This is a genomic window from Propionicimonas sp. (genome assembly GCF_049840635.1).
Lineage (GTDB): Bacteria > Actinomycetota > Actinomycetes > Propionibacteriales > Propionibacteriaceae > Propionicimonas.
Genome location: NZ_JASGKL010000004.1, coordinates 523,875 through 537,084, shown reverse-complemented (window position 1 = coordinate 537,084; position 13,210 = coordinate 523,875). Strand labels below are relative to the sequence as shown.

General features: G+C 71.5%; 15 protein-coding genes. 4 read left to right on the top strand and 11 right to left on the bottom strand.

The window, feature by feature from the left end; all coding sequences use genetic code 11:
• Positions 1-30: 30 nt before the first annotated feature.
• The 5 genes from QM779_RS02725 to QM779_RS02705 all read right to left on the bottom strand — a co-directional run bounded on the left by QM779_RS02725 (position 31) and on the right by QM779_RS02705 (position 4,827).
• Complete coding sequence (locus QM779_RS02725) at positions 31-1,578, bottom strand: glycerophosphodiester phosphodiesterase family protein (protein ID WP_428531243.1); 1,548 nt, start codon at positions 1,576-1,578, stop codon at positions 31-33.
• Between the two features lie 110 nt (positions 1,579-1,688).
• On the bottom strand, positions 1,689-2,048 hold the full coding sequence (locus QM779_RS02720; protein WP_428531240.1) for a hypothetical protein: 360 nt from the start codon (positions 2,046-2,048) through the stop codon (positions 1,689-1,691).
• A gap of 10 nt (positions 2,049-2,058) precedes the next feature.
• Positions 2,059-3,249 (bottom strand): hypothetical protein, encoded by a 1,191-nt coding sequence (locus QM779_RS02715; RefSeq protein ID WP_428531237.1) that lies wholly within the window; start codon positions 3,247-3,249, stop codon positions 2,059-2,061.
• An 87-nt stretch (positions 3,250-3,336) separates the two neighbouring features.
• The gene (locus tag QM779_RS02710) at positions 3,337-4,023 is read right to left on the bottom strand and encodes a peptidase dimerization domain-containing protein (protein WP_428531234.1); all 687 of its coding nucleotides are present in this window, start codon (positions 4,021-4,023) and stop codon (positions 3,337-3,339) included.
• A gap of 120 nt (positions 4,024-4,143) precedes the next feature.
• The gene (locus tag QM779_RS02705; protein ID WP_428531231.1) at positions 4,144-4,827 is read right to left on the bottom strand and encodes a M20/M25/M40 family metallo-hydrolase; all 684 of its coding nucleotides are present in this window, start codon (positions 4,825-4,827) and stop codon (positions 4,144-4,146) included.
• Here QM779_RS02705 and QM779_RS02700 point away from each other — a divergent pair.
• Positions 4,826-6,289, top strand: a complete 1,464-nt coding sequence (locus QM779_RS02700) for an LTA synthase family protein (RefSeq protein WP_428531228.1) — start codon at positions 4,826-4,828, stop codon at positions 6,287-6,289. The genes QM779_RS02705 and QM779_RS02700 overlap by 2 nt on opposite strands.
• A gap of 4 nt (positions 6,290-6,293) precedes the next feature.
• Here QM779_RS02700 and QM779_RS02695 read toward each other — a convergent pair whose 3' ends face one another.
• Positions 6,294-6,722, bottom strand: a complete 429-nt coding sequence (locus QM779_RS02695; RefSeq protein WP_428531225.1) for an SRPBCC family protein — start codon at positions 6,720-6,722, stop codon at positions 6,294-6,296.
• Positions 6,723-6,891: 169 nt separating this feature from the next.
• Here QM779_RS02695 and QM779_RS02690 point away from each other — a divergent pair, with 169 nt between their 5' ends.
• Genes QM779_RS02690 through QM779_RS02680 form a run of 3 tightly spaced genes read left to right on the top strand, consistent with a single transcriptional unit; the run spans position 6,892 to position 8,463 of the window.
• A complete protein-coding gene (locus QM779_RS02690; RefSeq protein WP_428531222.1) occupies positions 6,892-7,476 on the top strand; it encodes an NADPH-dependent FMN reductase in 585 nt (194 codons plus the stop codon).
• 4 nt (positions 7,477-7,480) lie between these two features.
• Complete coding sequence (locus QM779_RS02685) at positions 7,481-8,113, top strand: MarC family protein (RefSeq protein WP_428531219.1); 633 nt, start codon at positions 7,481-7,483, stop codon at positions 8,111-8,113.
• A gap of 41 nt (positions 8,114-8,154) precedes the next feature.
• Positions 8,155-8,463, top strand: coding sequence for a GNAT family N-acetyltransferase (locus tag QM779_RS02680; RefSeq protein WP_428531216.1), 309 nt, complete (start codon positions 8,155-8,157; stop codon positions 8,461-8,463).
• Positions 8,464-8,638: 175 nt separating this feature from the next.
• On the opposite strand, the gene QM779_RS02675 is transcribed toward QM779_RS02680, so the two are convergent.
• From QM779_RS02675 to QM779_RS02655, 5 genes are all read right to left on the bottom strand, one after another.
• Positions 8,639-8,863, bottom strand: coding sequence for a hypothetical protein (locus tag QM779_RS02675; protein WP_428531213.1), 225 nt, complete (start codon positions 8,861-8,863; stop codon positions 8,639-8,641).
• A gap of 77 nt (positions 8,864-8,940) precedes the next feature.
• Complete coding sequence (locus QM779_RS02670; protein ID WP_428531210.1) at positions 8,941-10,425, bottom strand: glutamate--cysteine ligase; 1,485 nt, start codon at positions 10,423-10,425, stop codon at positions 8,941-8,943.
• A 49-nt stretch (positions 10,426-10,474) separates the two neighbouring features.
• Positions 10,475-11,002 (bottom strand): hypothetical protein, encoded by a 528-nt coding sequence (locus QM779_RS02665; protein ID WP_428531207.1) that lies wholly within the window; start codon positions 11,000-11,002, stop codon positions 10,475-10,477.
• 202 nt (positions 11,003-11,204) lie between these two features.
• A complete protein-coding gene (locus QM779_RS02660; protein WP_428531204.1) occupies positions 11,205-12,179 on the bottom strand; it encodes a nucleoside hydrolase in 975 nt (324 codons plus the stop codon).
• Positions 12,180-12,265: 86 nt separating this feature from the next.
• On the bottom strand, positions 12,266-13,141 hold the full coding sequence (locus tag QM779_RS02655; RefSeq protein WP_428531201.1) for a LysR family transcriptional regulator: 876 nt from the start codon (positions 13,139-13,141) through the stop codon (positions 12,266-12,268).
• Positions 13,142-13,210: the final 69 nt, after the last annotated feature.

Genomic DNA, 13,210 nt, shown 5'->3' with positions numbered 1-13,210 from the left:
GGCACGCTGGGGACGGTTCCCGTCGTGCCGTCAGCGGGCGGCCAGCCACTTCGCGTAGCGGCCGGGGTAGTCGGTCATGACGATGTCGGGCTTCAACGCGACGGCGGCCGCCCAGTGCTCCTCGTCGTTGGGTACCCAGACCATCACCCGCAGCCCCGCCTTCTGCAGGTCGGCGACGTAACCCGCCGTCGCGATCCCCTGCGCCACCGCCACCCCCCACAGCTGGTCGGACGCCAGGTCGGAGGCGGCCACCCGCTTGCCCTGGACGAACAGCATCCGGCGGACCTCGGGGTCGACCGACCCGATCGCCGCCAGCCGCGACCGGTCGAACGACGTCACCACCAGCCGGTCGCCCATCCCGTACTTGGTGAATGTCGCAAGGTAGGCCTTGCGCTGGGCGGGCGTCTGGTCGGTCTTCACCTCGACCAGCATCCACGCGTCGGGGCTGGCCGCGGCGACGGCCTCGACCGTCGCGTCCAGGGTGGGCACGTCGTAGGACGCCGGGTCGACCGACGTGGGCTTGGAGTGGCACGTGGCACGGAGCTTCGCCCAGGTCACCCTGGACACTCTGACGTCCGAGCCGCCGCAGTCCAGGCCCTTCGTGGCCCGGTCGTCGTGGACGAGGACGGCGACGCCGTCGCTGGTGTACCGGACGTCGGTCTCCACCGCGTAGCCCGCCAGCGCGGCCGCCTCCATCGCCTGCTGCGTCTCGAACTGGTGCGCCTCGAGCCCACCCCGGTGGGCGACGATCGTCGGGAACTCCGCGGCGACGGGCGAGTCCTCGCCACCCGTCGGTGCGGGCGTGGACGGAGGCGCTGCCGTCGCCACCGCGTCCGGCGTGGCTGTGGCTGCGGGACGCAGGGCGCCCGGCACCAGCCACACCGCCGCCGCGATGGCGAGGACGCCCGCGCCGGCCAGCACGGGGACGAGCAGCCGCCGACGTGGCGGCAGGGCGACCGCAACGGGCTCCGTCGTGTCGGTCCCGGTCGCCGCGTCGGGCGGTGGCTCGGCGTCGCCGGCGGGCGGCTCCGGGGACGGATCCGGCCGCGGGACCGACGGTTCCGGCGCCGCCGCGACCGGGACCGGCTCTGGCTCTGGCTCGGCCTCGGGATGATCGAGCACCTGGGTGAGCGTGGCCATCAGCCGGTCGGTGTTGAACCCGACCGGGTTGATCTCGACGGCCTGGCGCCTGGTCAGCGGCACGAGCTCGGCCGGGAGCATCGCCGGGGCCGGCATCCGCGCCCCGTCGACGAGGATCGGGACCACCAGCACCCCGCGCTGGAGCGCGGCGGACAACTCCAGCCTCACGAAGTCGTTCGGGTCGTCGAGCCGCCGATTGCCCTCCGCGTCCCGCAGGTCCAGCCACTGCGGGCCGATCAGCGCGAGCAGCACCTGGCAGTTCGCCACGGCGCTGGTCAGTTTCTCGACGAAGTCCTCGCCCGGGGCGATGTTGTCGACGTCCTTGAAGACCTTCTCCGCGCCGAACCGCCCCGCCAGCAACTCGTAGAGCTGGCGGGCCGGCCACGCCGTCTCCTGGCGGCGGTAGCTGATGAAGACCCTGCCCGTTCCTGCCGCCATGGCCCCTCTTCTCCGGCGGTACGCCTCATGCTAGGGACGCCCGCCGGTCGCGTCTGCGGTCGCCGGGGTGGCAATCTTCGCCATCGCCGAGGCGTCCGGACGTGGCGCGGTCAGCCCTCCGCGGGGCCGGTGACCGGACGCCCGTCCAGCCCGACGAAGGTGTCCGGCCCGATCCGCCGCACCGGGTACAGGGCGGACGCAGTCCGCGCCGACGGCCACCAGCACAGCTCCCCCGACCCTGCGGGGACGGTGGCCAGCCCCGTCGCCGACGCCGCCCACGACAGCACCGCCCCGTCCTCGCCGACCGCGGCCACCCAGCCCGACTCCCCCGGCCGACCCAGGAACACCAGCCGGTAGGTGACCGGACGGTCCAGGCGTCGCACGACCTCGACCCGGGACGGCACGTCCGGCCCCGCCCCGGTGGCTGCCCGGGCGGCCCCGACCGCCCGGGCATCGTCGGTTGCGCTCATACCGCGCAGCCTAGATTCCCCTCGCCCCCGCCGTCAGCCGCGAGAACATCCGCCCGTCGCTGCGCAGGTAGAGGCGGTGCGGCCCGTAGCTGACGAGCGTGAACGGGTAGTACGGCGAGAGCGACTCGCGGCACGGCCGCCACACCCAGTTCCGGCTCACGCACGCGATGTCCGGACGGATCCGCAGTTCGCCCTGTCGGCCGGGGAGCTGGTGCACCCTGCCGAACACGAACTCCTCGATGGCGTCCCTGCCGAGGGTGAGCAACGCCGGCTGGCGGCGTCGCGTCACGATCCGCGACTGCTGGTAGGTGCCGAAGCGCGCGTCCAGTGCCACCACGGACGTCGCGATCCCGTCGCCGCCGCGCGGCACGAGGTAGTAGAAGGAGTCAGGGCGGTCGAGCCGCTGGACGAGTTCCGGCCTTCCGACCACCTCTGCGCCGAACGCCTTGCGCCACCGCGCGCGCTCGGTCAGGCCCGCCTCCTCGACCAGTTCGAGCGACAGCCGGCCCGCGACCTCGGCGTCCAGCAGTTCCGCACCGTCGAAGCGAGGCCGGAACGGCTCCCGCTCGAAGCCGACGGCGCGTCCGGGCGGCTCGGGGTCGCAGACCGCCACGAACTTGCCCGCCCAGTGTCCGCTGGGGATGCCGGTCATGTAGTCGGCCTGCCAGGTGGCGTAGGAGATGTGCTCGTCCGCCACCCCACGGTTCCCTCCCGAGCCGCAGACGTCGCCGGCGGTGTGCGGCGGGGGTCCCGGCGGCGCCGGGGTGGGCGGCCACGGGTTGTTCACGTCGAAGCCGCTGATGGTGTAGCCGGGGTCGAGGAAGGACGTGGGCGTCGCCGACGTGGTGACGCCGCGGACGACGATCCAGTGCGCCCACCCGTAGACCATCGCGATCGGCGAGATCCGGTAGTGGTGGATGGTCCAGGCGATGATCCGCGAGATCGAGTCCTCGTCGTCGCGGGCGTCCAGGACGAAGTACTTGCTCGACTGGTGGTTGTTCATCGTCCAGGTCAGCCCGTCGGGGGCGGTGTACCACCCCGACTCGGCCGTGGAGTGGGCGTGGTTGTCCGCGTAGAGGGTCACCTGGTCGACCAGGCCCGCCCCGCACTGTTCCAGCACCATCTGGGCACTCGCCGCGCCGCAGTAGTAGTCGGTGTCCTGCTGGTGGTACTGGGTCGCCAGGTCCTCGTGGACGGTCATGGCTCCTCCTCCGGGTTGTCCTGGAGGGAAGAGCCGGCAACAGGGCTCCCCGATACATCGGGGAGCCCGAGGGCGGCGCGGGCGCGCTCAGGCGAGGTCGGCGAGCAGGATCGCCTCGGAGAGGATCGCGTGCTCGAAGGTCGCCAGGTGCAACGACTCGTTCGGGCTGTGCGGGCTGCCCTGGGGGTCCATCACCGCGGTGACCAGGATCGCCGCGTCCGGGAATCCTCCGGCCAGTTCGGCGATGAACGGGATCGACCCGCCGACACCGAGGTCGACCGGCTCCACGCCGAAGCCCTCCGCGAGCGCTGCGCGCGCCGGCCCGCTCGCCCATCCCGGCTCGGAGAGGAAGCCCTGGCCGCAGTCGACGTCGCGGAACTCCAGCTGCGCGCCGAACGGCGCGTGCGCCTCCAGGTGGACGCGGAGCGCCTCGTACGCGTCGCGGGCGTCCTGCCCGGGCGCGACCCTCGCGCTGATCACGACGCTCACCTCCGGGTGCAGCGTGTTGGACGCCGCGGCGACGGACGCGTAGTCGATCCCGGTCACCGTGATCGACGGCTGGTTCCAGATCCGCGAGAGCAGTTCGCCCCTCCCGATCGGACGCGTCGAGCCGGCAGGTCGGTCTCCTCCCGCAGCCGCGCCTCGTCGTAGGGGGGCGTGGCCGCCTCGCGGGTGCGAAGGCCGGCCACGGCAACGGACGCCCTCCTCGTCCCAGAGGGTGGAGAGCAGCCGGATCGTGGCCAGCATCGCGTCGGGGACGGCACCACCGAACATCCCGGAGTGCAGGGCGTGCGCCGAGCGTCCGCACGGTCAGCGTGAACCGTGCCGTGCCGCGCAGCGACACCGTGATCCCCGGCGTGCGGGAGTCCCAGTTCCCCGAGTCGGCGACCACGATCAGGTCGCCGTTAGCGCGTCGGCATGGTCGGCCAGGAACTGCCCGAACGACCGGGACCCGTACTCCTCCTCGCCCTCGACGAACAGCGTGACGCCGAGCCCGCCCAGGTCGTCGCCCGACGACCGTCGCGCAGTGCACGCAGCGCGGCCAGTGTGGCACAGCACGCCGGCCTTGTCGTCGCCCGTGCCCCGTCCGTAGAGCCGACCCGTCGCGCTCGGTGCGACGAAGGGCGGCGAGTCCCACAGCGCCTCGTCCCCCTGCCGGCTGCACGTCGTGGTGGGCGTAGAGGACGACCCGACGCTGCGCCGGGCCGTCCCGCCCGGGTGGCGAGGACGGCCGGCTGGCCGGTCTCGGAGGTCCCGGGGATGGCGGCCGTGTGGACCTCGACCTCGTCGAACACGCCGGTGGCGGACGCGAGGGCGCTGATCGCCTCCGCGCTGCGCCACACCTGGGACTGGTCGAACGACGGCCACGACACCGAGGGGATGGCGACGAGGTCGGTGAGTTCGGCGACGGCCCGTGGCATCGCGGCTGCGACGGCGGTGCGAAGGGCGGTGACGGTGGTGGGATCGGTCATGGTGCCATCCTCGCACCGCGGCAGCCCGCTCACGGGCCGCGGCAGGGTGCGTCCCGTCCCCCGGCGCGCCGGCACAGGCGCACCGGATAGGGTCACCCGTCGTCATGACTCACCACTCCGCCACACCACCGCGCGTCTTCCCTTTCGGCGTCTGGCTCCTGTCCTCCCTGGCCCTGTTCCTGGTCGCGCTCGCCGCGTGGATCCGGTTCCGCTTCGGCGCGGTCAGCTTCGAGCAGATCATCACCAACCTGCCGATCTCCCAGGGGGAGGGCGTCGGGAACAACAACCTCCTCGTCGAGGCGGTCCTCTTCTGCCTCGTGCTCCCCGTCGGCCTGACCACGCTGGCGGCTGCCCTTCGCTGGCTGCTGGGTCCGCGCCGCGGGGCGGCCGGGCGTCGGCGCGGCCGCCTGTGGGTCCCCGCCGTGGCCGCGACGCTCGCGTTCGTCGTCCTGCTGGTGGTGGCGGGCGTGCCCCAGTTCGTCCGCGCATCGCTCGACACCCGCACGATCTCCGACTACTACGTGGCACCCGCCGTCACCACCGCGCCGGCGCACCCGAAGAACCTGATCACGATCTACCTGGAGTCGACGGAGAACACCTTCGGGGACGCCTCGATCTTCGGGGAGGACCTGCTCGCGAACGTCCAGGACGCGACGAGCGGCTGGGCGGCGTACGACCTCCAGCAGTACCCCACCGGCGGCTGGACGATGGCGGGCATCACCGGGACGCAGTGCGGGATCCCGCTGAAGAGCAAGCTGCTGGCCGTCGGGGTCAACTCGAACAACCTCGGCGAGGAGGTGGAGACCTACCTGCCCGGCGCGACCTGCCTGGGTGACGTGCTCAGCCAGCACGGCTACAACAACGCGTTCGTGGGTGGCGCGCACGCCCGGTTCGGGGGCAAGGACACCTACCTCGTCGACCACGGCTACAGCCGCGTGTACGGCCTCGACGACTGGCTGGCGGCCGGGGAGACCAGCGAGAACATCTCGGCCTGGGGCCTGTCGGACGCCCGGATGTTCGCGCACGCGGAGGACGTCCTCGCCGACCTCCACGCGGGCGGGACCCCGTTCAACCTCACGATCCTCACCCTCGACACCCACGACCCCGGAGCGGTGTACCCGTCCTGCACGGGCGACGACGCCGTCAGCTACGCGACAGCGCTGAAGTGCTCGGGGAAGGCCGTCGCGGGCTTCCTGGACCACCTCGAGCAGAACGGCTACCTCGACGACACGGTGGTGGTCCTGATGGGCGACCACGTGAAGAACACCGGCGACAGCGACCAGTTCAGGGACGAACTGAACCGGGCCGGGGAACGGACCATCTTCTTCCGGGCGTGGAGCCCGGACGGGATCACGTGGGGACGCGAGGGCGCCGACCAGCTTTCGGTCCTGCCCACGACGCTGGAACTGCTCGGCTTCGGTGTTCCCGCCGGGCGGGCGGGACTCGGCGTGTCCTTCGCCGCACCGCACGACCTCGCCGGGACCGCGCTCGCGCTCCCGTCCGACGACTACCGGTCGCTGATGGAGGCGCCGTCCAGCGACGCCTACCAGCGGTTCTGGGGGTCCTGACCGTTCACCGGCCCTCGACGTGGGCCTTGAGCAGGGACAGCGCCTGCGCCCAGTTCGCCCGCGAGTGCTCGGCCTCCTCCGCGTCGGCGTTGCCGTCCTGGCTGAGGCTCAGGGTGGTGCCCTCGGCGTCGCCGGCCAGCCGCCAGGTGAGCGTGTGGTGGTTCTCCGGCGTGTCCGGTCGGCCCGAGAGGGGGCTGTAGTGGGTCACGGACAGCGTGGTCGGCCGGTCCACCTCGAGGACCTCTCCGGAGTCCCGGTAGGCCGTCCCCTCGTACTCCCCTGACCAGCTGATCGGGTGGCCGGGCACCCAGTCGGTCGTCAGGGTCGTACCGAACATCCAGGCCTTCACGTCATCGGGATCGACGAGAGCGCCCCAGACACGCTCCAGGGGTGCGTCCACCCTGACCTCGGCTGTGGCGACGACTCCGGCCATGGCGACCTCCTTTTGTTGCGGACTCAGGAGACCTACCCGTTCCTCGCCCCGATCCCCACGGGATCGGCCCGCTCGGCGGCGCACCGGGTCGTCCTGACCTCCGACCCCGCCCTGTCGCGAGCGGCCGGCGTCCGGTAGACCTGAGCCAGACCCAAGAGAGGAAACCCCCGTGACCTACCGCATCGCCTACCTCATCGGCAGCCTGTCGAGCACGTCGATCAACCGGCGGCTGTCGAAGGCCCTGATCAGGCTCGCCCCGCCGGAACTGGAGTTCTCCGAGGTCGGCATCGCCGACCTCCCCCTGTTCTCGCCCGACTACGAGTCGGACATGCCGGCACCGGTGATCGCCTTCAAGGACGCCGTCTCCGCCGCCGACGGCGTGATGTTCATCTCCCCCGAGTACAACCGCTCGATCCCCGGCGCGCTGAAGAACGCCATCGACTGGGGGTCACGGCCGCGGAGCCGGAACTCGTTCGCGAGGAAGCCGACCGCGATCGTCGGCGCCTCCACGGGAGCGATCGGGACGGCGGTGATGCAGTCGCAGATGCGCAGTGTGCTCAGCTTCCTCGACGCGCCACAGCTGAACTCCCCCGAGGTGTACATCAGCTACAAGCCGGACGTGTACGGCGAGGACGGGACCGTCCACGACGCGTCGACAGCGACGTTCCTCGGCCACTTCATGTCCGAGTACGCCGCCTTCGTCGCCCGCGTCCTCTCCTCGACCGCGCCGGGCCACATCGGCGACGCCGGCTGAGCCCGTGGACGCCGCACTGTTCGTGAAGGCGTTCGCTGCGCTCTTCGCGATCATGAACCCGTTCGTCGCGCTGCCGATGTTCCTCTCGCTCACCAGCGACATGGACGCCGCCACCCAGCGCCGCACCGGGCTCCGCGTCGCCCTCTACAGCACGGTGCTGGGCGTGGTGATCCTGGCGTCCGGCTCGCTCGTCCTGACCTTCTTCGGCGTGAGCGTGGACGACTTCCGGATCGCCGGCGGCGTCGTGCTGCTGATGATCGGGCTGGGCATGCTGAACGGCACCGGAAGCAGCGCGCACACCGGAACGGCGGCCGAGCGCGAGCAGCACGCCCAGGTGAACGACCCCTCGTTCTACCCGATGTCGTTCCCGATGATCGTGGGGCCCGGCACGATCACCAGCCTGGTCCTGCTGGCCGGCGCGAACCCCTCGCTGGGCGGGTACCTCAGCGTCGGTGCCGCGCTGCTGGTCGTGATCGCGATCCTCGGCGTCGTGCTCTGGTTCGCCGCCGACATCGGACACCACCTGTCGCAGACCCTGCGCACGATCATGACCCGCCTGATGGGCATGATCCTCGCCGCGATCGCGGTGGAGATGCTCGTCGCGGGGCTCGGCACGGTCTTCCCCGGCCTGCGGTGAGCCTACGATCGGACCGACATCGTCGAACGGCAGGAGCAGGCATGAGCGGGACCGTCGTCAGCAACAACCCGGGCAACTCGCGCTACGAGGCGCACGTGGACGGAGCGCTGGCCGGCTTCGCCGAATACGAAGTGACCGACGCCCTGGTCGTGTTCACCCACACCGAGGTGCTGCCGGCGTTCGAGGGCCAGGGCATCGGTTCGGCGATCGCCCGCTACGCCCTGGACCAGCTGCGCGACGAGGGCAACCGCAAGGCGCTGCCGGTCTGCCCCTTCATCAAGGGGTGGATCCAGCGCCACCCCGACTACCTGGCCGTCACCTACGGCGCCGCGCCCGCTGCTGACGCCTAGGGACGAGCTGGTCACTCCTCGCCACGAGATCCCGGGTCAAGCCCGGGATGACAGGGCAGGTGGGTCAAGCCCGGGATGACAGGGCAGGTGGGTCAAGCCCGGGATGACAGGGCAGGTGGGTCAAGCCCGGGATGACAGTGCGGGTGGGTCATGCCGGGCTCGACCCCGCATCTCCTCAGTCGTCCGGGCCGAGGTTCCCCGCCGACTTCTCGTTGGTGACCTCGTCGGCCGGATCGGTGGTCGAACCCGGGTTGCCGATGGCCCACGTGCTGGTCCGCTCGTCGTCGGGGTTGGTCGTCGACCCCGGGTTGCCGACCGCGCGGTCGGTCTCCTTCTCCGCCTCGGGATCGGTGGTCGGTCCCGGGTTGCCCACGGACCGTTCCCAGCCCTGTTCGCTCATGTCGAACTCCTTCGCTCGTTCCCGCACCTGCGCGGGTCCTCTGGGAGAGGCGGTACCCGCTCCCGCGACCGGAAAACCTAGGCGGGAAGCTCCCAGGTGTGGACGGGCTGGTTGCTGTGCATGTTCACCGCGTAGACGCCCAGCATCTCCCTCAGCGCGTCCGGCCGGGAGAGCCCGCGGGCCTCGAGCCTCCGGACCGCGGCGACCTGCCAGTCGGCGCCGTTCTGGCCGCTGAGGCAGCGTCCCTCGATCACCCCGAGCAGGCGGTTGCGGACGGCCGGGGCGACGCCCCACGCGTCGAGCCCCTCGTGCGCCATCGGGAGCAGTTCGCGCAGCACCAACTCACTGGCCGGCAGCTCTCCGCGTCCGGGCCAGAACAGGGTGGCGTCGATCCCGTGCCGCGCGCCGGCGAGGAAGTTCTCCCGCGCCGTCCCGAACGACATCCGCGACCAGAGCGGACGATCGTCCTGCGCCATCGTGTGTAGTGCGCCGTAGTACAGGGCGGCGTTGGCGAGCGTGTCCACGATCGTCGGACCCGCCGGCAGCACCCGGTTCTCGACGCGCAGGTGCGGGCGTCCGTCCACGATGTCGTAGATCGGCCGGTTCCACCGGTAGATCGTGCCGTTGTGCAGCCGCATCTCCTCCAGCTTCGGCGTCCGGCCCGCGTCGAAGGCCTCCTGCGGGTCCTCGTCGTCCAGCTCCGGCAGCATCGCGGGGAAGTAGCGGGTGTTCTCCTCGAACAGGTCGAAGATGGACGTGATCCAGCGCTCGCCGAAGAAGACGCGCGGCCGCACGCCCTGGTTCTTCAGCTCCTCCGGACGCGTGTCCGCCGCCTGCGTGAACAGCTCGATCCTGGTCTCGGCCCACAGCTGCGCACCCATGAAGTACGGGCTGTTCGCACCCAGGGCGAGCTGCGGACCGGCCAGCACCTGCGCGGCGTTCCAGTGCGCGGCGAACTCGGTGGGCCGTACCTGGAGGTGCAGTTGCATGGACGTGCACGCGGACTCCGGGGCGAGCGAGTCGGCGTACCGCAGCAGCCGCTCCCCGGAGGGGCCGGTGATGTCGAGGTGGATGTCCTCGCCGCGCGCGGCCAGGACCGCGTCGTTCAGCGCCTGGTAGCGGGCGTTGGCGCTCATCCACTCGCCCTCGTACGTCTCCGGCGTGATCGTGGGGAGGATCCCGATCATGATGATGTGGGCGCCGACCTCCGCGCACCGCCGCTCCGCCTCGTTCAGGGACGTGCGCAGGTCACTCTCCAGCTGCACGGCGCTGTCCCCGCCGAGCGGGTGCGGGGTGACGTTGAACTCGATGTTGAACCGGGCGAGTTCGGTCTGGTACTCGGGGTCGGCGATCGCGGCCAGCACCTCCGCGTTCGCCAGCCGCGGCCGGTAGCCGGGGTCGACGAGGTTCAGTTCGATCTCCATGCCCACCAGCGGGCGGTCGAACTCGAAGGAACTGGAGGCGAGCATCTGCTCGAACACGTCCAGACAGGTCTTCACCTTCTCGCGATAGCGCTGCCGCTGCTCGCGGGTGAAGGTCGCGGATTCGAGGTCGCGTCCCATGCGGCGAGTATTGCCGCTGCGGCCCGCCCGCGGATAGAGCCCGTGGGCCTCAGTCGCTGAACTCGGTGGCGGCGAACCGGCGCAGGTAGGTCTCGACGTCGAGGGCGACCGCACCATCCAGCTCGCCGGGGCCGGCGCCGATCCACAGGTCGAGGTCGAGCGCGGAGACCGCGCCGGACAGCTCGGGCTGCCACTCGTTGCCGTAGCCGCGACGGCTGCGCAGGACGACGTAGTCGTTGCGGGAGCGGTCGAGCTGCTCGATCTCCGGCTGGTCGAGCAGACGGAAGGCCGCCACCGGGTTGAGGGCGTCCAGCCGGCGGGACAGCGACGTGCGCAGGACCGCGGCGCTGGTCCACCCGAGGACGCTGTAGTCGGCCTCACGGGAGCCGTCGCCACGGGACTCGTCCGCCCAGGCGGTGACCCGGTCGACGCAGCGGAAGTCGGTCGAGTGGTCCCTGACCAGCCGGCTCAACGATGCCGGGCTCTGCCCGGCGTGGCGGAAGTAGTGGCCCGGGCGGGTCGCGACTCCGACGGTCGCGTGCGGAGCGCCGGGCTCCCAGGTGTCGATCCTCAACATGGCCCCCTCCATGGTCCTTGCCCCTCGGAGGTACCGCCGCGGCGGCTGATACCTTCCGGGAAGATCGAACCCCACCGGACGAGGAGTGCATAAGACCCCGTGCGGGCGACCTCCGTTCGGGTGACAAGCGCAAATGCCCGCCCGATTCACACGGGAGGGGGAGCCTCCCCCCGACTTTGGTGAATTCGGGGGTGACCGCGGGTCAGTCGAGCCCTGCGATCGGACGGCTCGGCGTGGTCGGGGTGGCCAGCAGGGACGCCAGCAGTGCGTAGAAGCCGGCTCCGTCCACCTGCTCGACCACGGTGGCGTTCGGGGCCAGGCCGAACTTCCCCCACGCCATCGACGACATGCCGCGGGTGAGCGGCGAGACCGTCTCCACGTCCACGCGGTAGGGCGCGCTGGCCTGCACGAGCTCGGGGTGCAGCAGGGTGGCGAGGGTGAGCGAGTCCGGGTGCGTGGAGCCGTTCACGCCCACCGACTCGTCGTAGTCGATGGTGGCGTCGCACATCCGCCGGAAGAAGCGCGCCAGCGGCGTCCCCGACACGGACAGCCGCTCGTAGTCGGGACGGGCGAAGGTCGCATCGCGCAGGGTCAGGGGCGCCCACGGGATGATCGTCAGCTCCGGGAAGCCGGCGGCGAGGACGACCTGGGCCGCCTCGGGATCGACGTAGAAGTTGAACTCGGCGCTCGGGGTGATGTTGCCGCGCCCGTTGTTCGACCCGCCCATGATGGACAGGCTCTTCACCCGGGAGGGGAAGCTGCGGTCCATCACGACGGCCGTGGCGATGTTGGTCAGCGGCCCGATCGCCACGATGCTGATCTCCCCGGGCGCCTCCGCCGTCAGCCGCAGCAGGGCGTTCACGGCGTGCTCGTCGGCGTTGCTCGCGTCGGTCAGGTCCATCGACAGGCCGCCCGAGCCGTCCCCGTGGACGTCCTCCGCCGACTCCCACTCGCGCAGGATCGGCGCCCGGCAGCCGACGTGCACCGGCACCTCACCCAGGCGCCCGGCGACGTTCAGCGTGAGGTGGGCGTTCGCGACCTGCTGGTCGAAGCCGACGTTGCCCGCCACCATGGTGATCGCCCGCAGGTCCGCGCGCGGGTCGAGCAACCCGAGCAGGATGGTGACGCAGTCGTCCTGCGCGGTGTCGGTGTCGATGATGACGGGGATCCGGCTCATGCTCCTCCTCGGTGCTGGGCCCACACCCTAACCATCCCCGGAGCCGCGACGAGCCGGGCCCAGCGCCCGGCTGCGCACTTCTCCCCTCAGAACAGCGCCGCCGTGGAGCCGGCGAGGAAGGCAGAGACACTGTCCGGCAGCGCCCGCTCCGCGCTCCAGGCGAGGCCGAGGCTGCGGGACTGGCGCGGCGCGAGGGGGACGTAGACCACGGCGCGGTCGGCGCCGGGCGCGGTGGGCTCGGGGATGATCGCCACGCCGAGTCCCGCGCCGACGAGGCCACGGATCGTGTCGATCTCGCTGGACTCGAACGCGATCCGGACGCTGGCCCCGGCCGCGGCCAGCATCGGGTCGATCACCGTGCGGAGCTCGGTGGTGCGGGAGAAGGCGATGAAGTCCTCTCCGTCCAGGTCGGACGCGTCGAGGGTGGCCAGCCCTGCGAACCGGTGCCGGGCCGGGACGGCGACGGCGAGCCGCTGGTCGACCAGCCGCCGCCACGCGATGCCCGAGGTGGCAGGGCCGGGCGCGGTCACGACCGCCACGTCGAGGGCGTCGGTGCCGATCCAGCCGAACAGGTCCCTGGCGAACCCCTGGCGCAACTCGAACCGGCTGCCGGGCGCGGTGGCCCTGTGGTGGCGGACGAGGCGGGGCACCGCCCACAGCGCGACCGACTGCAGGAAGCCCAGCCGGATCGTCCCCTGCGGCCCGGCGAGCGCCTCGACATGGCGGCGGCCGAGGTCGAAGCCCTCCACGATCCTCAGGGCGTCCGCGCGGAACGCCGCTCCCGTGCGGTTCAGTTGCAGGGTGCGGCCCCGCCTGGTGAACAGGGCCGTGCCGAGGTCGGACTCGAGCCGGGCCAGCGCGCGGGACACGTTCGACTGGTTGACCCGCAGCAGGGCCGCGGCGTCCCTGGTGTTCTCGGTGTCGGCGAGCACGAGGAAGGTCTGGAGGGTCTGTTCGTCCACGCCGGCAGCATATCGATGCTGTTCGCGCATCAGAATCACTATTTCGATCATTTCGCGCATCCTCGGAAC

Coding starts and splice junctions, on each gene's coding strand:
- QM779_RS02725 (WP_428531243.1), bottom strand. CDS start 1,578: ATGGCGGCAGGAACGGGCAGGGTCTTCATCAGCTACCGCCGCCAGGAG.
- QM779_RS02720 (WP_428531240.1), bottom strand. CDS start 2,048: ATGAGCGCAACCGACGATGCCCGGGCGGTCGGGGCCGCCCGGGCAGCC.
- QM779_RS02715 (WP_428531237.1), bottom strand. CDS start 3,249: ATGACCGTCCACGAGGACCTGGCGACCCAGTACCACCAGCAGGACACC.
- QM779_RS02710 (WP_428531234.1), bottom strand. CDS start 4,023: ATGTTCGGTGGTGCCGTCCCCGACGCGATGCTGGCCACGATCCGGCTG.
- QM779_RS02700 (WP_428531228.1), top strand. CDS start 4,826: ATGACTCACCACTCCGCCACACCACCGCGCGTCTTCCCTTTCGGCGTC.
- QM779_RS02705 (WP_428531231.1), bottom strand. CDS start 4,827: ATGACGACGGGTGACCCTATCCGGTGCGCCTGTGCCGGCGCGCCGGGG.
- QM779_RS02695 (WP_428531225.1), bottom strand. CDS start 6,722: ATGGCCGGAGTCGTCGCCACAGCCGAGGTCAGGGTGGACGCACCCCTG.
- QM779_RS02680 (WP_428531216.1), top strand. CDS start 8,155: ATGAGCGGGACCGTCGTCAGCAACAACCCGGGCAACTCGCGCTACGAG.
- QM779_RS02675 (WP_428531213.1), bottom strand. CDS start 8,863: ATGAGCGAACAGGGCTGGGAACGGTCCGTGGGCAACCCGGGACCGACC.
- QM779_RS02670 (WP_428531210.1), bottom strand. CDS start 10,425: ATGGGACGCGACCTCGAATCCGCGACCTTCACCCGCGAGCAGCGGCAG.
- QM779_RS02665 (WP_428531207.1), bottom strand. CDS start 11,002: ATGTTGAGGATCGACACCTGGGAGCCCGGCGCTCCGCACGCGACCGTC.
- QM779_RS02660 (WP_428531204.1), bottom strand. CDS start 12,179: ATGAGCCGGATCCCCGTCATCATCGACACCGACACCGCGCAGGACGAC.